This is a genomic window from Enterobacter cloacae complex sp. P29RS (assembly GCF_014893445.1).
Lineage (GTDB): Bacteria > Pseudomonadota > Gammaproteobacteria > Enterobacterales > Enterobacteriaceae > Enterobacter > Enterobacter intestinihominis.
The window spans coordinates 12,875-34,059 of the sequence record NZ_JADBPZ010000022.1; the positions used below are offsets into that span (position 1 = coordinate 12,875).

The 21,185-nt window shown below is 56.8% G+C and carries 19 protein-coding genes; 1 reads left to right on the forward strand and 18 read right to left on the reverse strand.

Translation table 11 applies throughout. The annotated features are described in order from the left end of the window. Positions 1-13: 13 nt before the first annotated feature. The 18 genes from IM282_RS16410 to IM282_RS16495 all read right to left on the reverse strand — a co-directional run bounded on the left by IM282_RS16410 (position 14) and on the right by IM282_RS16495 (position 19,402). Positions 14-454 (reverse strand): DUF3421 domain-containing protein, encoded by a 441-nt coding sequence (locus IM282_RS16410; RefSeq protein WP_022648495.1) that lies wholly within the window; start codon positions 452-454, stop codon positions 14-16. A gap of 45 nt (positions 455-499) precedes the next feature. Further along, positions 500-790 carry a hypothetical protein gene (locus IM282_RS16415; protein ID WP_022648496.1) on the reverse strand — a complete coding sequence of 97 codons (291 nt, stop codon included), beginning with the start codon at positions 788-790 and terminating at the stop codon, positions 500-502. 245 nt (positions 791-1,035) lie between these two features. Then, entirely contained in the window at positions 1,036-2,175 is a 1,140-nt protein-coding gene (locus IM282_RS16420) for a glycoside hydrolase family 105 protein (RefSeq protein WP_063146373.1), read from the reverse strand. A 4-nt stretch (positions 2,176-2,179) separates the two neighbouring features. Further along, complete coding sequence (locus tag IM282_RS16425; RefSeq protein WP_022648498.1) at positions 2,180-3,763, reverse strand: MFS transporter; 1,584 nt, start codon at positions 3,761-3,763, stop codon at positions 2,180-2,182. Between the two features lie 261 nt (positions 3,764-4,024). Next, positions 4,025-4,417 carry a flagellar protein FlhE gene (locus IM282_RS16430; RefSeq protein WP_048966690.1) on the reverse strand — a complete coding sequence of 131 codons (393 nt, stop codon included), beginning with the start codon at positions 4,415-4,417 and terminating at the stop codon, positions 4,025-4,027. Beyond that, positions 4,417-6,495, reverse strand: a complete 2,079-nt coding sequence (gene flhA, locus IM282_RS16435) for a flagellar biosynthesis protein FlhA (protein ID WP_192970648.1) — start codon at positions 6,493-6,495, stop codon at positions 4,417-4,419. Before flhA ends, IM282_RS16430 begins: the two co-directional genes overlap by 1 nt. Continuing rightward, the gene (gene flhB / locus IM282_RS16440; protein WP_192970649.1) at positions 6,488-7,636 is read right to left on the reverse strand and encodes a flagellar biosynthesis protein FlhB; all 1,149 of its coding nucleotides are present in this window, start codon (positions 7,634-7,636) and stop codon (positions 6,488-6,490) included. The genes flhA and flhB overlap by 8 nt, the downstream gene beginning before the upstream one ends. Before the next feature lie 149 nt (positions 7,637-7,785). Further along, on the reverse strand, positions 7,786-8,430 hold the full coding sequence (gene cheZ, locus IM282_RS16445; protein ID WP_022648501.1) for a protein phosphatase CheZ: 645 nt from the start codon (positions 8,428-8,430) through the stop codon (positions 7,786-7,788). A gap of 10 nt (positions 8,431-8,440) precedes the next feature. Beyond that, positions 8,441-8,830 carry a chemotaxis response regulator CheY gene (gene cheY / locus IM282_RS16450; protein ID WP_000763862.1) on the reverse strand — a complete coding sequence of 130 codons (390 nt, stop codon included), beginning with the start codon at positions 8,828-8,830 and terminating at the stop codon, positions 8,441-8,443. 17 nt (positions 8,831-8,847) lie between these two features. After that, positions 8,848-9,897: a chemotaxis response regulator protein-glutamate methylesterase gene (locus IM282_RS16455; RefSeq protein ID WP_014884341.1), complete on the reverse strand. Its 1,050-nt coding sequence runs from the start codon at positions 9,895-9,897 to the stop codon at positions 8,848-8,850. After that, positions 9,894-10,760 carry a protein-glutamate O-methyltransferase CheR gene (cheR, locus tag IM282_RS16460; RefSeq protein ID WP_017384409.1) on the reverse strand — a complete coding sequence of 289 codons (867 nt, stop codon included), beginning with the start codon at positions 10,758-10,760 and terminating at the stop codon, positions 9,894-9,896. The genes IM282_RS16455 and cheR overlap by 4 nt, the downstream gene beginning before the upstream one ends. Before the next feature lie 19 nt (positions 10,761-10,779). Beyond that, positions 10,780-12,381 (reverse strand): methyl-accepting chemotaxis protein IV, encoded by a 1,602-nt coding sequence (gene tap, locus IM282_RS16465; RefSeq protein ID WP_023300455.1) that lies wholly within the window; start codon positions 12,379-12,381, stop codon positions 10,780-10,782. A gap of 44 nt (positions 12,382-12,425) precedes the next feature. Beyond that, the gene (gene tar, locus IM282_RS16470; RefSeq protein ID WP_192970650.1) at positions 12,426-14,093 is read right to left on the reverse strand and encodes a methyl-accepting chemotaxis protein II; all 1,668 of its coding nucleotides are present in this window, start codon (positions 14,091-14,093) and stop codon (positions 12,426-12,428) included. A gap of 86 nt (positions 14,094-14,179) precedes the next feature. Next, positions 14,180-15,142, reverse strand: coding sequence for a spore coat U domain-containing protein (locus tag IM282_RS16475; RefSeq protein WP_192970651.1), 963 nt, complete (start codon positions 15,140-15,142; stop codon positions 14,180-14,182). Beyond that, on the reverse strand, positions 15,139-17,523 hold the full coding sequence (locus IM282_RS16480) for a fimbria/pilus outer membrane usher protein (RefSeq protein WP_045623504.1): 2,385 nt from the start codon (positions 17,521-17,523) through the stop codon (positions 15,139-15,141). Before IM282_RS16480 ends, IM282_RS16475 begins: the two co-directional genes overlap by 4 nt. Further along, positions 17,499-18,260 carry a molecular chaperone gene (locus IM282_RS16485; protein WP_023300459.1) on the reverse strand — a complete coding sequence of 254 codons (762 nt, stop codon included), beginning with the start codon at positions 18,258-18,260 and terminating at the stop codon, positions 17,499-17,501. Before IM282_RS16485 ends, IM282_RS16480 begins: the two co-directional genes overlap by 25 nt. 16 nt (positions 18,261-18,276) lie before the next feature. Next, positions 18,277-18,822, reverse strand: a complete 546-nt coding sequence (locus tag IM282_RS16490; RefSeq protein WP_022648507.1) for a spore coat U domain-containing protein — start codon at positions 18,820-18,822, stop codon at positions 18,277-18,279. Between the two features lie 7 nt (positions 18,823-18,829). Beyond that, positions 18,830-19,402, reverse strand: a complete 573-nt coding sequence (locus tag IM282_RS16495; RefSeq protein WP_022648508.1) for a spore coat protein U domain-containing protein — start codon at positions 19,400-19,402, stop codon at positions 18,830-18,832. 427 nt (positions 19,403-19,829) lie between these two features. Here IM282_RS16495 and IM282_RS16500 point away from each other — a divergent pair, with 427 nt between their 5' ends. After that, entirely contained in the window at positions 19,830-21,089 is a 1,260-nt protein-coding gene (locus tag IM282_RS16500; RefSeq protein ID WP_022648509.1) for a dicarboxylate/amino acid:cation symporter, read from the forward strand. Positions 21,090-21,185 lie beyond the last annotated feature (96 nt).

Below are 21,185 nucleotides of genomic sequence, written 5' to 3' on the forward strand. Positions count from 1 at the left end.
TAAATGAACGCCATCAGTCGTGAACGAGTACCTGGAAGGTATCTAATTCATACTCTCTGCCGTTATAGCCGATGCAGCAACCTCTGCTGAGGTGACTTCCAGCTTTACCCACAAAGAGACCGTTATCGAATTTTGCACGGGCAACGTAGAGCTTAGTGCCATTGGCTTCATGTCCCGCCTCAACCATATTCGGTGGGAAATGTTTATCCTTAACGTCTACCCATTTTAAAGCGCCCACGTAAACTTCAAATTCATTACAAAAGTGCTCTCTTCCTCCCCATGGGACCCATGCCGTATTGCCGAACACCCATTTCCCCGGATGAATCCCACCATTCACTTTTGCGCGAATAATAAACAATGGAGATGGTCCTTTGATACCAGGAACACCTATTTCATAACCTGCTACAGGCGCGTCCAATGGGATAAACTCATCCCTTTTCGCTGATTTCCACATAATGATGTCCTTTTCAGTCTAAATAATCATCCGTAGTTAAAATCATTAAAACTCAGAAATTGAATGAATGGCAAAGTCATTATTCAGGCTTTGAAAAATAATCACCTTAACCAGTGATTTTTCCGGGCCTTCCGCATGGATAAAACGGCGAAGCGCAATAAAGGTATGGAACTGGCCAGCCACAAGCTGGCTTCCGACATACAGTAGTGGGAAATAACCCGCACCATCAATATCCTTGAAAACCGTGTCGAACATATTGATATGTTCATCAGACATTTTATCGGCATGCATATTTACAGCAGGGTTAACGATAATACCGCCCATTGTATTTTCCATTGCATCACTCCTTGTATGAACATTAGAAGAATCTTAACGCAGATAAAAAATAGGATAAATACGGATTGTGTTTTGTGAAGAAAATCACGATTTAATACTAAGCGTAATGTATTTCCAGCCTAGTATTCACTCCATCAATATATAACACGCCTGATATTGATGGCGTAAGGTATTTTCCCGGTGCCATTATAAAAAAAAGCCTCTTCTAAAAGAGGCTTTGCAGTAATGAGATTATTATTCAGGTATTAAAAATATTTTCGTAAATATTCCGTCAGACACAGAATCGCCATTGCCTGTCCATACGGCATCGAGGTCAGCGGTATCTGGCGGTAAAACGCCAGATCGCTGCCCATCCCCGTCCCGAAGGACGTTTGCAGCAGTTCCCCTTCCTGCGAGATGTTTTGCACGATACCGCGGATCGCTTTCTCCGCCACCTCTGCATACTCTGCGCCGACATACCGCTTGCGCACGGCTTTCAGAATGCCGTAGGCAAACCCTGCCGTGGCCGACGCCTCCAGATAAGAATCAGGATCGTCCAGCAGCGTATGCCACAATCCACTCTCATCCTGACATTTTGCCAGTGCGGCGATCTGCGCATTTAGCACCTGCACCAGATAGCGACGAACGGCGTTGTTTTCTGGCAGATCCACCAGTTCGAGGAAATCCGGGATCACGATGGTCAACCAGCTGTTGCCGCGCGCCCAGCGGGCCCGGGCAAAGTTGTGATTGCCGTCGTAATTCCAGCCGTGGAACCACAGCCCCGTCTCACGATCCATCAGGTTCTGTACGTGGAGCAGGAACTGATAGATCGCCTCCTCGACGTACTCCGGCTTGTTAAGCAGCTTGCCGATTTTCGCCAGCGGCAGCACCGTCATCATCAGCGTGTCATCCCACATCTGCTGATGGTTCTCTTCCGCCAGTGTGATGTGCTGCATGCCGCCATGTTCGGTGCGCGGCATCTCATTCATCGCCCATTCCGCCCAGCTTTCCAGCCACGGCAGCCAGGCCGGGTTTTTGGTCTCTTCGTAGCGATACGCCAGTGTCAGGAACGGCGACATGGTATTCACGTTTTTGGTGGTTGCGCCTTCTGCGAAACGGTCATTAAACCAGCTGTCGATAATCTCGCGCATGCCTGCGTCACCGGTCTGGCAGTAATACTGCCAGATACCGTACAAACCAACGCCGTGCGTCCATTCCCATCCGGCCCAGCCTTTGGTATCGATCACGCGCCCGTCGTCCAGCCGCAGCAAAAACTCACCCGTTTTGTCGTGGATATTGACCAGATTATGCGTCACCTTTTGAATCAGCGATTTCAGTTCATCCCTGGCGATAAAGCGCTCAGGCTGACGCAGTAACGGGCTATGTTTGACAGGCCAAACTTTCATCATCTTAACCTCTGTTGTATGTCGAATTCAGTACCGCACGATCCTTCAGTGAAGGGGCCGCCGGCTTGTTGCGATTCAGGTAACCGATATTGTTGTTGCCCCACAGGGATTCATACGGCATACCGGCCAGCATCTCCACGGTGGCGCGGGCCTGCGGGGTCGCCGCCTCCGGCATCGCATGGCCGGACTCGCGCATTTTCGCGGTCTCTTCACGCAGGGTGCTGTGGGTCTGCAAATTGAGTTTGAAGCGCAGGGAGACCAGGAAGCCGCAGAACAGTACCAGAATGGTGCCGACGCTCAGGATCATCAGGATAGTGTGGCTCACTTCCGCAGGCTGCACTTTTTGACCGCTGACAAAGCCAGACATCTGCATCACGATCCCCACCAGCATTACCGCACCGGCCTGGGACGCTTTACGGGTCAGCGTCATGATGCCCGCGAAGATCCCTTCGCGACGCTGACCGGTGATCACTTCGTCCACGTCAGCAATGTAGGTGTAGGTATTCCACGGTACGTAGTTGATACCCCCGCGGCCAAGACCGGCAACCGCAGAGATCAGCAGCAGCAGAGCGTAAACGTCGCTCAGGCCCGCGTAATAAAGCACCGCGTAAGAGAGCGAGGCCAGGCCAAACAGCACGACCACCATGCGGTAAGACGGCGCAGGTCCGAAGCGAATGCACAGCGGGATCATGCCAATCACGGCGAGGAACTGGAAGATGGCCATCGTGCCCAGCAGGTTGGACGCCATGGATGCTTCCTGCATCAGCACAAACACCACGTAATAGGTGAATACGGCGTTGAACACATCCTGGGCAATATAGCCGCCGAGATACATGCCCAGATGCTGGCGGAAAATCTTGATACGCAGCGTCGAACTTAATTCGACAAAAAGACGGTTCAGGCTCTGTCCCAGGGTCAGCTTTTTCTTCTCTTCTTCAGCGCGCAGGGCTGCTTCAGACCACTCTTCCCGCGGACGCTCCCAGGTGAAGAACCAGACGAAAGTAAGCATCAGCGCGCAAAGTACGGAGAAGACCAGGCTTGCATAGAAGAAGGAGATCGCGTTGTCTTTGCCGAAATGCGTGAGCAGGATCCCCGGCAGGAAGGAGGCCAAAATGGCGGACATTTGGGCCATGGAGATACGCGCCCCGGAGAATTTGGTTTTTTGTTTGAAATCGTCAGTCATTTCCGGCACCAGCGTTTCATACGGCACCAGAATCATGGTGTAAACAATATCAAAGATCAGATACGTCAGCAGGTAATACCAGAAACTCATGTCCCCTACCCACATCAGCGAGTAGCTGAAAACGCAGGGAATACCGAGCAGGATGAAGAACTTACGCCGGCCAAAACGCTTACCCAGCCAGGTGGTACCAAAATTATCGGTTAAAAAGCCCATTAACGGACTGACAACCGCATCCAGCACCCTTGCGGCGGCGAAGATAAAGGTTGCTTCAATCGGTGTGAGTCCACAGAAGGTCGTATAAAAATACAAAAGCCAGGCGGCCGTCAGGGCGGTAGTCCCCGCTCCGAGGAAGTCCCCTGAACCGTAAGCAAGATAATTTGCGAGTCCAATTTTACGTGTTTTCATTGCCGTCAACCCTAATCAGTTTTGGGAGACTCCCTGTAAGCAAACCTCGTCCGGGAGCTTTTACACGGCTACAGTAAAAGTATCGACCTGGTGAAACCTTTCTGTTTCTGCCATCACAGGGTGGTGAATGGCAAAAATGCAAAGAGTGTCAATACGCGTGTCACTGATTTATAAAACAGCGTTTCTTTTGTATCAAAAGGGAAGGTCAATTTTGCGAGCCAGCCTTCAGAAATGCCTGAAGACTGGCGAAAAGGCGGGCAGTTAGCGGTAGTTGACGAGCACCTCGTTGCGCTGAACCTTCAGCGCCGGGATCAGACGTCCACCGCCTGGCACTTCCCAGATAAAGCGTAAAGGTTCCTGAGCAGACACCCCGTTGAAGGCCTGGGTGATGCCACTTTGGCCCTCGATTTCCGCGCAGCGGGTCAGCGAGCACAGCCGCACCCGCAACCCGGCCGGTGTGGGCCCCGTCAGGGTGTAATTCCAGGCCACCAGCGTCATCTGCCCGGAGACGGGCTCAGAGGCTGACAGCGGACGGGAGGAGATCGACTCCCCCCGATGGTTGAGCGTTAAGCCGATACTGCTGGCCTGCCATGCCCCCTCGCCTGCGGCCTGCACCGCCAGCGGGAAAAATAAGATCCACAGCCACTTACGCATTATTTCCCTCCTATGGTCGCCGTCATGCGAATATTGCGGTTATCGGACAGCTCCATATTCGACAGCACCACCAGCTGGTTCAGGCTCCGGCGCAGGAAGCGCGACAGCAGCGGACGCAGCGCATGATTCACCAGCAGCACCGGCGGCGCGCCCAACATCTCCTGACGCGCCAGCGCCTCCTGGGTTTGCGCCAGCAATCTGTCCGCCAGACCCGGCTCCAGCCCGCCACCGCCCTGTAGGGCCTGAAGCAGCAGACGTTCCAGCGGCGTGTCCAGGCCAATCACCTGCACTTCGCCGGTTCCCGGGAACCATTGCTGGGTTATGGCGCGCCCGAGCGCCACGCGCACCACCGCCGTCAGCTCATATGGATCGCTCTGGAGCGGCGCATGCTCGGCCAGTGTTTCCAGAATGGTGCGCATATCGCGGATCGGCACCTTCTCATCGAGCAGATTTTGCAGCACTTTGTGCAGGGTGGTTAAGGTCAGCACGCCCGGCACCAAATCTTCGGTCAGCTTCGGCATCTCCTGCGTTACGCGGTCAAGCAGCTGCTGCGCCTCCTGACGTCCAAACAGTTCCGCGGAGAACTGGCCAATCAAATGGTTGAGGTGCGTCGCGACCACGGTACTGGCCTCAACAACCGTGTAACCCTGGATCTGCGCCTGCTCTTTCAGGGCGCTCTCAATCCAGATGGCCGCCAGACCAAAGGCCGGGTCGGTCGTCTGCTCACCCGGCAACGTGCCAGCGGCCGTGCCAGGGTTAATCGCCAGCCAGCGGCCGGGGTACGCATCACCGCTGCCGATTTCCACCCCTTTCATCAGGATGCGGTAGCGTGCGGGCGGGAGATCCATATTGTCCCGGATATGCACCACCGGCGGCAGGAAGCCCATGTCCTGGGCGAATTTTTTACGAATGCTGCGGATACGGCCAAGCAGTTCGCCATCCTGCTGGAAGTCCACCATCGGGATAAGGCGGTACCCCACTTCCATCCCCAGCGAATCTTCGAGCTGAACGTCGTTCCAGGTGGCTTCCACCGCCTGGGTGTTCTCAGGCATTTTGACCGGCGCTGGCTCTGCCTTAGGCTGCGTTTCGCGGCCACGCATCCACCAGGCAAGGCCCAGCAGCGCGGCAGTGAACAGCAGGAATACCAGGTTTGGCATGCCCGGCACCATACCGAGCAGGCCCAGTACCGCCGCGGAGAGCAGCATAACGCGCGGGTTGCTGAACAACTGCCCCACCATCTGCTCGCCTACATCCTGATCGGTGCTGACGCGGGTCACAATTACGCCCGCCGCGGTGGAGATCACCAGTGCCGGGATCTGCGCCACCAGACCATCACCAATGGTCAGCAGCGTATAGCTTTCCGCTGCGTGGCCCATGTCCATGCCGTGTTGCAGCACGCCGACCAGCAGGCCGCCGACGACGTTAATCACCATGATCAGAATGCCCGCGATGGCGTCACCGCGCACAAACTTACTCGCACCGTCCATGGAGCCGTAGAAATCTGCCTCCTGGGTCACTTCGGCACGGCGTTTTTTTGCTTCATCTTCCGCAATCAGCCCGGCATTCAGGTCGGCGTCGATTGCCATCTGCTTGCCCGGCATCCCGTCGAGCACGAAGCGCGCGCCCACTTCTGCGATACGCCCCGCCCCTTTAGTGATAACCATGAAGTTGATAATCACCAGAATGACGAACACCACGATACCGATGGCGAAGTTGCCGCCCACCAGGAAGTGACCGAAGGCTTCGACCACCTTGCCCGCCGCCGCCGCGCCGGTGTGCCCTTCCATCAGGATGATACGCGTGGAGGCAACGTTCAGCGCGAGGCGCAGCAGCGTGGTGAACAGCAGGATCGTTGGAAACGCGGCGAACTCCAGCGTGCGCTGGGTGAACATCGCCACCAGCAGCACCATGATGGACAACGCAATGTTGAAGGTGAAAAGCAGGTCGAGGATAAATGCCGGTAACGGCAGCACCATCATCGACAGAATTAGCAGGATCAGAATCGGTCCGGCAAGGATCTGCCATTGCGTCGATTTCAGGTTGCCGGGCAGGCGCAACATTGCCACCAGATTAGCCATCAGTGTCCTTCTCGTTCAAAAAATCCAGTGCTTCAGGCACCGGAAGGTTCTCAGGTTTTACAGGTCGTTGACCGCCCGCTAAACGCCAGCGTTTCAGTTGCCACACCCAGGCCAGCACCTCTGCGACAGCGGCGTAGAGCTGGCCCGGGATCTGTTGTCCAATTTCCGCGTGGCGATACAGCGCACGGGCTAATGGCGGTGCTTCAAGGATCGGTACACGGTTTTCCGTCGCGATTTCACGAATGCGCAGCGCAATCAGCCCGGCCCCTTTCGCCACCACTTTCGGTGCGCTCATTTTGTTTTCGTCGTACTGAAGCGCCACGGAGTAGTGGGTCGGGTTAGTGACAATCACATCGGCTTTCGGCACATCTTCCATCATGCGACGACGCGCGGCAGCACGTTGCATCTGGCGGATACGGCCCTTGACGTGCGGGTCGCCTTCCATCTGTTTATATTCATCGCGAATATCCTGACGCGACATTCGCAGCTTCTTGATATGAGAAAAGATCTGGAAGATAACGTCGAACGCCACCATCGGAATAATGCTGAGAACCACCAGCAGCGAGCCTAATCCGACCAGGTTCAGGGCATTCTTCATCGCCGTCATGGGGGATTCACTGATCAGACGCATCATCTCCGGCCAGTGGTGCCACAGAAAAAACCCGGCAGCACTGCCCATAAGAAGCGATTTCAGGATCGCTTTAAGAAGCTCAGCCCCGGTTTGAGCTGAAAACATTTTCGCAATACCGGGTAGCGGGTTGAGCTTGGAGAATTTCGGTTGCAGCGATTTACCGCTGAACATCAGGCCACCGAGCATGACCGGCGAAACAAGAGCCACGATGACCACCCCGGCAATCAACGGCAGCAGAGCGATCATGGCGCTTTTAACCAGGTTGATGATCTGAATGAGGATCAGATTGGGGTCATTGACCATGCTGTGATCAAAACGTAAGCCAGCAGAGAGCATTCCCGCCAGTCTGCGGGCAAGCATCTCCCCGCCCCACCAGATTATGCAGACGCCCACCACCAGGATCAGCAGGGAGGTCAGCTCTCGGGATCGGGGGATCTGCCCATCCTCACGGGCTTTTTCAAGTCGGTGGGGTGTGGGGGCTTCTGTTTTGTCGTCGTTCTCTTCTGCCACTGTGCCTGCTCGCAGCCCATTAATTCACGGGTATCATGCCAGCGCAGAGAAAATCCAATGGCGGGAAAAGCCCGTTAATTCGGGCTCTTTTCGCTGTTTTTGTTCTGAACAACCTCAGGCCGCGTTCACAGCCTGAGGCAGAAGGGCAATCAGAAACCAAGACTGTCCAGCAGATCGTCCACCTGATCCTGGCTTGCCACCACGCCCGCTTTACTAGTGTCAAGCTGTGGACCATTGAGCAGGCTTTCGTTCTCGCGTTTCGGACGGGCAGCCGGTTCCGGAATATTTTCCAGCAGCACCATCAACAGCTGACGTTCAATCTCCTGAATCACATCCATCATGCGCTTGATCACCTGGCCGGTGAGGTCCTGGAAATCCTGCGCCATCATGATGTCCAGCAGTTGCGCATTGGTGAAGCTGGTGTGCCCTGGCACATCGCCCAGGAACTGACGGGTGTCCGTTACCAGTTCGCGGGCATCCGCCAGCTCAATGGGGTTCTCAAACCACTCATCCCAGCGTTGGGTCAGCGCTTTCGCCCCCTTCTCCATCGCATCCTGGTGCGGCTGTGACGCCTCAACGCTGTTCAGCGCTCGCTCGGCCGCCTGCGCGGTCATCTGCACCACGTAGTCCAGACGGTCGCGCGCGTCGGGGATGGCTTCCGCCGCTTCGGCGATAGCCTGGTCCAGCCCCAGCTCACGGAGGCTGTCGCGCAGCATGCGGGTCAGGCTACCAATACGGGCAATAATGTCGCTCGGCGAATGTTCTTCAACGGGTTTCATAGCAGGTTGCAACATTTCCATCACCTCACATGCCGAGTTTCTCGAAGATCTTCCCGAGCTTCTCTTCCAGAGTCGCCGCGGTGAATGGCTTCACCACGTAGCCGCTTGCGCCCGCCTGTGCAGCGGCAATAATGTTCTCTTTCTTCGCTTCTGCGGTCACCATCAGCACCGGCAGAGAGGCCATGCCTGCATCCGCGCGGATGGTTTTCAGCAGTTCGAGACCGTCCATGTTCGGCATGTTCCAGTCGGAAATCACAAAACCAAACCCGCCAGCCTGGAGTTTGTTCAGCGCATCCACCCCGTCTTCTGCTTCTTCAACGTTGTTGAAGCCTAGCTCTTTTAGCAGGTTGCGCACAATGCGACGCATGGTGGAAAAGTCATCCACAACCAAAAACTTAAGCTCTTTATCCGCCATAAAATAATACTCCTGAGTCAAATACGTATTGCCTGTCCGGCACTGATTTTCGCCAGCATCTGCTGGCTTACCTGGCTAAGATCGACCACTTCGCTTACGCCACCCATATTGATGGCCTCGCGCGGCATGCCGAACACCACACAACTTGCTTCATTCTGCGCAATCGTCCAGGCGCCAGCCTGGTGCATCGCGAGCATTCCGGCGGCGCCGTCGTTGCCCATCCCCGTCAGGATCACCCCCACGGCGTTGCGCCCCGCATGTTTCGCCACCGAATGAAACAGCACATCCACCGACGGACGGTGCCGGTTAACCGGCGGCCCGTCATGAATTTTGATCTGATAGTTCGCCCCGCTGCGCGCCAGCTCCATATGTTTGTCACCCGGGGCGATATACGCGTGACCCGGCAGCACGCGCTCGCCGTCTTCCGCCTCTTTCACGCTGATCTGGCACAGCTTATTCAGGCGCTCCGCGAATGAGCGGGTAAAGCCCGGCGGCATATGTTGCGTAATCAGGATACCCGGGCTTGAGAGCGGCAATGGCTGGAGTACATGGCGAATTGCCTCTGTTCCTCCGGTTGACGCCCCAATGACCAGCAGTTTTTCCGAGCTGAGTAACGGTCCGGCCTTCAGGGTTGCCGGCGCGGCCATCGGCTTGTGGGCCGCCAGTTTTGCGCGCGACGCGGTACGGATTTTCTCGGCGATCATCTCGCTGTACGCCAGCATCCCCTCGCGAATGCCGAGCTGCGGCTTGGTGACAAAATCCACCGCCCCCAGCTCCAGCGCGCGCAGGGTTATCTCCGAGCCTTTCCCGGTCAGGGAAGAGACCATCACCACCGGCATCGGGCGCAGGCGCATTAATTTTTCCAGGAAATCGATGCCATCCATGCGTGGCATTTCGACATCCAGCGTCAGCACGTCGGGGTTATATTTTTTGATTAAATCCCGCGCGACCAGCGGATCGGGCGCTGTTGCCACCATCTCCATATCGCTGTGGCTATTGATGATTTCGGTCATAATCTGACGCATCAGCGCAGAATCATCGACAGACAATACCCTGATTTTACTCATGCTTTTTCCTTACTCAGCGCATAAACCGTTTGCCCACGCAGGCTAAACTCACGCACGAGGTTGCTGAAGTTTTCCGAGTGCCCGGCAAACAGTAAACCGTCAGGCTTGAGCAACGGAACAAAGCGACGCAGAATGTCCTGTTGCGTCGTTTTATCAAAATAGATCATCACGTTACGGCAAAAAATGGCGTCGAATGGCCCCGGCACGTTGTACTGCTTATCCAGTAAATTAACGGGAGCAAATTCCACGCAGTTCGCCAGCTCCTGGCGTACGCGCACCAGTCCTTCATGCGGGCCGGTACCGCGCATGAAGTAACGCTGTAGCTGCTGAGGAGACAGCGTTTTTAGTTCATCCTGGCGATAAACGCCGTTACGGGCTTTTTCCAGCACTTCGGTGTCGATGTCGCTGGCGTACACTTTCCAGCGGCCCGGCGCCATTCCCAGGGTGTCTGCAAGGGTTATGGCCAGCGAGTACGGCTCTTCCCCGGTAGAGGCTGCCGCGCTCCAGACGCGATACTCTCCGCTACGGCGACGGGCGTGTTCCGCCAGCACCGGGAAGTGATGCGCCTCGCGGAAAAACGCGGTCAGGTTGGTGGTTAATGAGTTGATAAATGCCTGCCATTCGGCGCTGTTCTGGTTCGCTTCGAGCATGCTCAGATAGCGGCCAAAATCATCCAGCCCCAGCGTGCGCAAGCGCCGCACCAGCCGGTTGTAGACCATGTCTCGCTTATGGTCCGCAAGCACGATCCCCGCACGCTGGTAGATTAACTGACATATCCGACGAAAATGCGCGTCGGACAGCGCGAGGCGCTGTGTCATCTGCAACAATAATGACGTTTGCCCTGAGGGCATGGGTGATGTCATAGCGCCTTCTCAATCACATTCAGGATACAACGGGTACGGCCTGTGACCGTCCGACTTCTGTTACTGCTTCAACGTGCTCTTTCACATTAAATACGGCGACCAACCCGGTAAGGTGATCCGCCTGGTTTGCCAGCTGATCGGTAGCCGCCGCCGCCTCTTCCACCAGTGAGGCGTTCTGCTGCGTAACCTGATCCATCTGTGTAACGGCCTGCGCCACCTGCTCAATACCACGGCGTTGTTCATCAGACGCCGAGGCAATCTCGCCCATAATGTCGTTAACCCGCGTCACGGAGGTGACAATCTCGTGCATGGTCTGCGCGGCGGTATCCACCAGCGCGGAGCCCTGCTGAACGCGGGAGACCGACTCTTCTATCAGCCCTTTGATCTCTTTCGCCGCGTTGGCGCTGCGACTGGCGAGGTTTCGGACTTCACCGGCAACCACCGCGAACCCGCGCCCCTGCTCTCCGGCACGCGCCGCTTCAACGGCCGCGTTCAGCGCCAGAATATTGGTCTGGAACGCGATACCGTCGATGACGCTGATAATGTCGCCAATTTTCTGCGAGCTGGCGGCAATCTGCTGCATCGTGCTGGCGACGTGAGAAGCCTGGTCGCCCCCACGTTTCGCCGTCATCGCCGCCTGTTTTGACAAGTCGGACGCCTGACGCGCGTTATCGGCGTTCTGGCTTACCGTCGCGGTCAGTTGCTCCATGCTGGCCGCCGTCTGCGCCAGCGATGCCGCCTGCTGTTCGGTGCGGGATGAGAGGTCGTTATTGCCTGCCGCAATCTCGGAGATCCCGGTATGCATGGCGTAACTGCCCTGACGAACGTTGCTTACCGTTTCCCGCAGCGAACTCTGCATCGCCTTCAGGCTGGCGAAAATCGCTGATATTTCATTCCTGCCATACACGGCCACCGGACGCGCCAGGTCGCCCTTCGCCATACTGTCGAAGTGGCTGCTGACGATCGCCAGCGGCTGGACGATCATTTTGCGCGACCACCACAGCGAGCCGCCGGTCAGCAGGGCGGCCAGGATCACCATGGTCAGGAAAATCACCCCTGACATGCGGTAGCTGGTACGGCTGTCCGCACCGGCACGCGCCACAAACTGGTTAATATCCTGCTGCCATGCGTTAAAGCTGTCGTCAAATGCCGCCTGAGACGCCTGCACCGGCGCGGTCAGGAAGTCAGAAAGCTGGTTGTTCTCCAGCCACGTCGCCTGATGGTCGAGATCGCCGTACCACACATCAAAGTTCTTTTTCATGGCGACTTTCAGCGTTTTCTCTTTCTCACTCACCGCCTCCTGTGCCGTAAACGTCTTAAACTGCGCGTCGGCCTGCTTCAGGCTGCTGCGGGCCACGACCATCAGCGCCTTAATATCATCCGGCGGATAGCTCAGCGCGGTTAACGTCCCTGCTTTGTTCAGCGCAGTGCTTGCCTGTAACAGCACGGCACGCGTTTGTGCCAGTGCGGAGCGCTGCTGATTACTCGTCTCAACTTCCTGCAAATTCTGATAGCCATCGCGAAACGCCCAGAAAGACAACCCGTTACTGCCAACCTGCAAAACCCCACACAGGATCAGAATCAAAAACAGTGTGGTCGAGATACGAATACGATTTAACATCCACGCTCCCATCAAGCGGCAAGCAGCCGCGGTTTAATTGTCAGTCAAAATGTTTCCCAGTTTTCATCTTGTCCGGTCACCGCTGCGCGCGTAGGTGTTGCCACGGGCGCCGGGGTTGCTTCGCTGTACGCTGACCGCGAGCTGACCGTATTTGTTGTTTTTGAAGTAAGACGGAACGCCGAGACGGCCATTTTCAGGCGGCTCGCCTGATCCTCAAGCGCAGCGGCCGCGGCAGCGGACTCCTGCACCAGGGCGGCGTTTTGCTGCGTCACACGATCCATTTCCGATACCGCCAGAGCGACCTGGTCAATACCACGACTCTGCTCATCCGATGCAGAGGCGATTTCACCCATGATGTCCGTCACGCGCGTCACGGCATTCACGATGTCATTCATGGTTTCACCCGCACTTTCCACCAGCACCGAGCCGGTATCCACGCGTGAAACAGAGTCTTCAATCAGGGCTTTGATCTCTTTCGCCGCATTGGCGCTGCGGCTGGCGAGGTTACGTACTTCGCCAGCGACCACGGCAAACCCACGTCCCTGCTCGCCCGCACGCGCCGCTTCAACGGCCGCGTTCAGCGCGAGAATGTTGGTCTGGAAGGCAATGCCGTCGATAACGCTGATGATATCGGCGATTTTCTTCGAGCTGTCGGCAATGTCATGCATGGTTTTCACCACGCCGTCGACCACCCGACCGCCGCGCTGGGCGGTGTCGGACGCGCTTTCTGCAAGCTGCGACGCCTGACGGGCGTTGTCGGCATTCTGCTTCACGGTCGCGGTGAGCTGCTCCATGCTGGCCGCCGTCTCTTCCAGAGCGGACGCCTGCTGTTCGGTACGGGACGAGAGATCGTTGTTGCCCATCGCGATTTCACTCGTGCCGGTATAGATGGCATCCGCCCCCTCGCGCACGTTGGCGACGGTATCAATCAGCGAACGCTGCATATGGTCGACGCTGGTCGCCAGCTCGGTGATCTCGTTGCGACCAGAAACGGTCAGCGTTTTCGTGAGATCGCCCCGGCCAATATCGCGGATATGGGCAATGACGCGGCCAAGCGGATTAAGAAGGATATGACGAATGCCGTACCACACGGCCACCAGCACGATGACCAGCGCGAGGGCGAGCACCGCCATCTGCCATTTCGCGAAACGGTAGTCGTTCTGGCTTTGCGTAAAGGCGGAGTGATAAAGCTCGCCGCTGGCTTTGGCGTACTCGCCGAGCGCCGCGCCGAGGGCGTTCTGCATGCCCTGGGTCGGCTGCGCGAAATAGGCATCCATATTGCCCTTCTCCAGGAACTGCACCAGCTCCGTGAGGCCGGCGAAGTAGGCCTGATATTTTTCATCTATGTTCGCGCTCGCCTGCACCATTGCGGGCTGAGGGGCGATTTTTTTGAAGGCCTCGTAATGTTTCGCCGCATCTGCCAGGGTGGCGCGCGCATTCTTCAGCAGTTCCGTTTTTGCGCTGCTCTGCTGGTTGTTCGGATCCATCATCATGCGGGCAGACGAGCGGCTCAGATTGATACGCGTCTGCAACATCAGATCCCAGGTTGTGGTCAGTTCGCTTTGCTGCATCCGCAAATCGTTCGAGGCCGCGAAGCTGTCCTGGTTCTGTTTTAACGAGGAGAAAAAGAGGCCGCCAGAAATAAGCTGAAGAAGTGCGAAAATGACCAGCACCATCATAAGCATTGTGACAACGCGGATACGGTTCAACATACAACACCTTCTCATCGATTGATTAACGGTGTTATCGGCAGGGGCCACGGGAACTTTACATTTGCGAAAGGGAAAAGCGCGGGGAGTCAGAACGCGACGTCAACGATCAGCGTGTCGGTGTAGGTTCCGGCAGGCGGCGTGGCCTGGCTGGTCAGGACCTTAGCGCTGTAGTTATAGGTGCGTAAAAGCCCGTCGGTACTGACCTGGGATGAGCTGGCGCTGGCCCAGCGCTCGCTGCCACTGCCGCCCCAGCGGTTGCTGGTCGCCTCTTTATAGATGTCGTAACTCATAAAATTGCTGCCGCTAACCATACGACGAACGTTGTTCAGGGCGTTTGCTCCATTATTAATGCCTATGGTGTAGGTGCTGCCCTTGGTGCAGGTGACGGCGATCGACTGCGAAACGGTGGGAAAATTTTGCACCAGCGGCGCGCTGTTAAAATTCACGTCCGGCGTGGTCATCGTGCTGCAATCGTTGGTGACGGTCATGTTGAGGAGAATGGAGGTAGTTGCCGTGCCGGTTTGCGGGGTCAGGCATAGCCCGCCCGCGCCAACGGCGCACACGTTGTAGTTGATGCTGAACGTTAACAACACCTGGTACGGCCCGGCCGTGACGTTCTGCCCCGGCACAGTACGGAAATAAAGCGGAATGTTGTAGCGCCTTGACCCCAGCAGCCCGAGCAGGGTGTTGCCATTCCAGGTATAGGTTTTGCTGATTTGTACTTCACTGTTTCCGCCGCAACCAGTGGCACCGCACAGGCGCGTGGGGATAACATCCGCGATGGCCGCATTATCGGTACGTTTCATGGTGGCGCGGCTGTTGGCGGCTATCGACGCCGAGGTGTAGGTCAGCGTCACCGAGTCGTTGGTTAGCAGGTTGAGAACAGTATCGCAGGACACCACCAGCGTGCCGGTGGTTTGCACCTCCCCCGTACTGCTCAGGGCGAATGAGGTGACGCTGCCAAACGAGGCGTTCACCGTACTGACGGTGCAGGCTGCCCAGCCGCTGCCCGAGAACAGCAACAGTATGCCTATCAACAGGCGTTTCACGGCGCCTCCCGGCAGGTCAGCGGACCGTAGGTTTGCAGCTTATGCTCGGGATTTGCGCCCACGTTCAACGTTGCGATACAGCGTTTACCGTCCGGGGTGATGACCTCCAGAGGATTCACATCGTTGAGGTTTTCCAGCCAGGCGAGGCCGTCGTAGCCAACAACCGCGCTACTGCGGGACGCGCGTTTGACCTGGCTTCCCACCGGGATCGCATTGCCCTGCGTGTCATGCAGGATCACGCTGGCAACCCGCTCCTGCTCCATCGGGAAATCCACCAGATAACCGTTATGCCGACGAATCGCCACCCGACGCTCGGTCTCTTTCAGCCGGGTATCCGCAGGTAAGTTCAGGGTATCAATGCGGTAGCTCGCCGGGTAATAGGCGGAAACGCCGCTGACCAGCAGATAACCTTTGTTATTGGTTTTACCAACCGGCTGGTTCTCGTAGCTGACGGGTACGTCCGGATGTCCGTCGGTGCTGATCACCACAAACGCATCGTTGATTTTGTTCGCCGCAAACAGCTCACCGTCCATCAGGACGACAGAGCCCATCGCCTCCCCCCACCAGGTCATCATTCCCTTCTCACCGTAGCCGCCGCCCTGAAGCTCAACATTGTTATTCCGCCAGCCGAGCGTGGCCTGTTGATAGTTACTCGACCGCGACTGGTTGGCCCAGGCCATGTTCCAGCTAAAGCCGCCGTCAGACGGCATCGAGTGGTTGTAGTTAATGCGTTGAGTGCTGCCTGCGTCAGGCGTGTTTTCAAAGGTAACGGCGGCGCTGTCACGTTCGCCCAGAGGGACCTGCAACGACAGTGCAACCGTCCAGTCATCCCGCTGCTGGTCACGGCTGGCCGCCAGGTAAATACTGCTTGAGCGCCACAGATTTCGGCTCCAGGAGAGGTTGAGCAGCTCGGTTTTCCGGCTGTCAAAACTCTCCACGCCGATCCACGCCGCACCGATATTGCCGTAATCACCGAGGTTAAAGGTTAAGGAGTACTGGTCGGTATTGCGGCTCAGGCTGGCAACGGGGTTATCATATTCATCATAAACGGTGGGCTGATCGTACAGGGCGAGGTTGCCGAAGCCGCGGTCGCGTCGGGTATGCTGGGTCGCTACGCTAAACTCGCTGGTGCTGTACTGATAGCCCCAGTTCATCTGGCCCCCTTCGTCGCCGCGCATCCGGCTTTGGGTATAAGACGTATTCACCACGCCAAAACGCCCGAGCTTCAGCACCGTGCCCGCGCCGCCGAGCGCCAGCGACTCCGCCCCTTCCGCATGCCCCTCCAGCGTCAGCCAGTCGGTCACCCCGTAGCGATACGATCCGCTGCCCGCCGCCGGGCCATAGTCAAAATTCTCTATACCGTAGTTGCGCCGCAGGCTGCCCAGCGTTACGGCGCCGTCGCTTAACCCCTGCTTCAGCAGATCGCTGCTGACATAAAACGGCAGCGTGGTGCTCACCTGACGTCCCAGCGCGTCGGTGGTGACCAGTACCGCATCCCCTGCGCCGTTGATGTACGGCAGATTAGTGAGGGTAAACGGCCCCGGCTGAAGGCGGGTGGAGCCGGAACGGTAGCCATTAATAAAGAGATCGACCGAGGTCGGGACGGCCGCCTCACCGGAAAACGCCGGCAGCGGCCAGGTCACCAGATCCGGACGCAGGGAGAAGTCGCGCCCGTAGCTGATCCCGCCCATCCGCACGCTGGTGCTCCAGCTCAGCGCATCGCTGATGACGTCCCCAACGGTCCACGTGGTGGCATCCTCCTCGTTGGTGATCAGCAGGGTTGAGTCATAGCGCACGTATCCTTCCTGCTGCCCGCTGCTTCCGGCGAAATTCTGTCGGGCGTACCCTGTCGAAGAAAACGAATAGTCTTCGTTGAAATAGCGGAACTCATGCCACACCGACGCCTGGCCGCCCGTGTGTTCGGTATGGTTGGTATAAACGTCGTAGTTGAGCAGCGCGCCCCGGCCATAATGCGGCTTGCTTTGCGCGCTCTGACCGCTAAACGACGTGATCCGCGCCGCAACCCAGTCCCGGGGGACCGTCAGCATGAGCCGCTGGGCGCTGCTGTCATACTCTACGCGTACCGATGAGAGCGTTGAAAGGTTCACCTCTCCGGCAGGCACATGCTCCTGCGGCAGTCCGGCGCGAAGCAAATCCGCTCCTGAAATAAACCAGGCGCCCTCGCGCTGCGTCACCGGCACCACCAGACCCGTGTCATAGTGGTTCAGCACCAGGGCGAGCTGGAATACAGCTTCGCCGTTCATCGTCCGCGCGTCCGGCGGCGGCGGTAAACTGTCGTCGCCGGTTTCGGCAAATGCGCTGGTACTGACGCAAAGCAGGATCATCATCGCCGGTTTCAGTTGACGGGCGTCGATTGCCATTGCGTATCCCTGGCATTAATTTGCGCGCTCATCCGATTCGGCTGATAAATCCCTGCCGGAAGCGGCCAGCTTCGGGTGCTGCCTGGCAGCACATAACCCAGCAGCCCCTCGGCAACCGTGCGTTTTTGCCCGCCCTGCTCAACCGCAACCTGGCTGAGCCTGACGTGAACGTTCCCCTGATTGCGGACCTCAAGCGCGGGTTTCCCCTCCTCCTGAATGACCCGCCAGTTGAGCTGCTGAGTGTTCGCCAGCGCGTGATGCTCTCCTTCGTTGAGGGTGGGGATCCCCTGTCCATAAACAAATAAGGGAATGGAATAGCGCATTTGCAGTTTGAGGCCCATAGACGGTTCCGCTTTGGCATCCGGCTGGGGAATCTCATCTACAATGATGCGGTAGGCTTGCTCGACGCCGGACGGGATCGTCCCCTGCTTAATCAGGCGAATAAGCTGTTTACTGCCCTTAGCGATAGTCACGATCGGCGGGCTGGCGACCACATCCTGCTGGGCGGTGTAACGCTCATATCCGCCCTCCTGTTTCCAGCGCACAATGCGTATCTGCATTGTCGTGGCGCTGTTGCCCTGATTCTGGATCCACAATTCAGTTGCTCTGGCGTCTGCCGAAAGCCACGGATCGATAGGCCAAAGAAGAATGGTTGCGGCTGCTTGCGCCTTAACCGCTGTAAGGGCCGTTATCCCCAACAGACTCAACAGGCCTGACCGCCTGAAAAATGGCTTCATCAATGCTCTCCCTTTCCTACCATGACAAGGTCACGGTGAGTTGATCTGAATACGTTCCTGACGGGCTAAACCCGGTCAAAAGCGCGACGCCAAAAAGAGGCAGCGCGATGTTATTGCTGTTGGTATAGGTAATCGGTATTGCCTGGTTAACCCCAATTTCACTGTTTGCGGCCAAAGAGCTGCTGCTGTAGAGCCGGTAACCGACCACTTCAGTCCCGCCTGAACGCGTCATCCGCCGCACAGAGCTATAATTCTGACCGCCGTTAATGCTCATACTTAGCGCCACACCCGGTGTGCAGGCGATGGACAACGCGCCGTCGGCAACAAAGCTGGTGCTGACCGGTGCGCTCTCCACGCCGCTGCGGGTCCCGAAATTCAGCGTACCGAAACGCCCGCCGGTGCCGGTGCTCACCGAGCATCCAGGCACAACCGTCGCGCTCACCCTGAATGACTGAGACGTCACCGCCCCGGCGTCTGGGATCAACATCAGCCCGACCAACAGGGTCAAAAAAGGGTGCACGACGCCCTCTGCGCTGTCGCGCAGACATAACAATGCCTTCATGGCTGAATCAGTAGGTGACGCTGACGTTAATCGTGTCGGTATAGGTTCCCGGTACGACCGTCACGCTATTGCCGCCGCCCGTAATGCGTGCATAGAGGGTGTAGCTATCCACCCCACCCGCAGTAGAGGCGACCGGCAACGCGGCATTGTTCGCAACCACGTTGTTGTAACCGCTATCGCTGAACAGGCTGTAGGCAACGCCCTGCGCCGCATTGGCGGTGTTGACCAGATAGCGGCCCGGCGTACCTGGGGTGCCGACAACGGTTCCGGGTGCGGTAGCGTTAGTGTTGCCGGTGATCGCCACCGTGTAACTGGCAGTGGTACATTGAATGGTAAAGGTGTTTCCTCCGCTGGCACCGGTTAACTGGGTTGTCAGGGTGGAGAATGTTGCAGGATGAGTGCCGAAATCGAGCGTCCCGAAGTTAATGCCGTTTTGCGTTGGCGAGCCGTTGATCAAGCAGCCGTTGGTCAGCGTCAACGTCGCGCCGATAGTGCCGCTACTGGTGACCGCGAGAGCCTGACCGACCGTTGCCGCCGTCAGCAGCGTTCCCGCGCAGATAAAAAGAAGTTTTCTTTTCATTTACCACCCTCCAGAAGAAATATAGGTTCGCTTGCCATATTTTATTCATACTGTTCAGTATGTTAGCCCCGCTTAAACATTCCCCGGCGCGGTTACTGAGAATTTAGTTTATGGTTAGCACTTCAACCACTTTCATCAAAAAGAGGGCAACCCCGCTCGAATTAACAGGTTATTAACAAACATTACAAAGGGTTAGCAAAAAAAAATGGGCATTATTCTTGCTTAACTTGAGGATATATCGCCTGTAGTGTGATCTGAGTCACAATATATCGTCATGATAAAAACAACGAATTTCATAAAAATTAAAAACAAGTTGTAACTCACGCAGCTTTACTTCAATTTATGCCCCGAATATTTTCCTGCGCTTAAATAAAAATTTTGTATGCATTGACGCAGGAAACTCTTTTAGCGCATAGAGGATCTTTTTGTGGCAAGTGCAAACAAACTCACGCTCTTCATCGTGATTTTCATGCTGGCGGGCATTCTTTCCGGTGCGGCGATCCATGAGTATGCTTCGCCCGACGCGATACAGGCCTGGTCGGAGAACATCACCCTGCTGACCGATATTTTCCTGCGGCTGATCAAGATGGTGATAGCCCCGCTGGTGTTCAGCACCCTGACGGTGGGCATTATGAGGCTGGGTGAAACGTCTACGATTGGGCGCGTCGGGGGTAAAGCGATGGTGTGGTTTATCAGCTCATCCGTACTTTCCATTCTGGTGGGGCTGTTTATTGTTACCCTTGAACAACCCGGCAGCGGTCTGAACCTGAGCATTCCGACAGAGACGGTTGATACCGGCCTGGCCGTGAGCGGGATGTCGCTGAAAGCCTTCCTGTCACACACCATTCCAACCAGCATTGCCGGCGCGATGGCGAACAATGAGATCCTGCAAATTGTGGTCTTCTCGATGTTCTTCGGCATTGGCGGCGCGTCACTGGGCCAAAAATTCAACGCCCCGCTGGTCGCGGCGCTGGATGTGGTATCCCACATTATGCTGAAGGTGACGGGCTACGTGATGTACGTTGCGCCGCTGGCCATTTTCGCGGCGATTTCGTCCGTCATTGCCACCCAGGGGCTGGGCATTTTGCTGAACTATGCCTCGTTTATTGGCGGTTATTATGTGGCGATCCTCCTGACCTGTCTTGTATTGCTGGCCGTGGGTTACATGGTACTGAAGAAAGAGATTTTCCGTCTGGTGGCGATGCTGAAAGATCCGGTGCTGGTGGCGTTTACCACCAGCAGCTCTGAAGCGGCATACCCAAAAACGCTGGAGCAGTTAGCGCGCTTTGGTTGTTCACGGAATATCGCCTCTTTCGTCCTGCCGATCGGCTACTCGTTTAACCTGGTCGGCTCCATGGTGTACTGCTCGTTCGCCTCAATGTTTATTGCCCAGGCGTACAACATTCACCTGAGTTTTACCGAGGTGACGGTGCTGATGTTAACGCTGATGCTGGCCTCGAAGGGCATTGCGGGCGTACCGCGCTCGTCGCTGGTGGTGCTGGCGGCAACCATTCCGAGCTTTAACATTCCGGTAGCCGGGATCCTGCTGCTGATGGGGATTGACCATTTCCTGGATATGGGGAGATCGGCCATTAACGTGCTGGGGAACGGGATTGCGACGGCGATGCTGTCGCAGAATGAAGGGGCGCGGGAAGCGGAGGCAGAGCTGGTGGAGCAGGAGGCGTAAAGATACAAAAGAGCCGGGTGGCGCTGACGCGTACCCGGCCTACGTGTTCGAGCCATTTGTAGGCCGGGTAAGGCGAAGCCGCCACCCGGCATTATT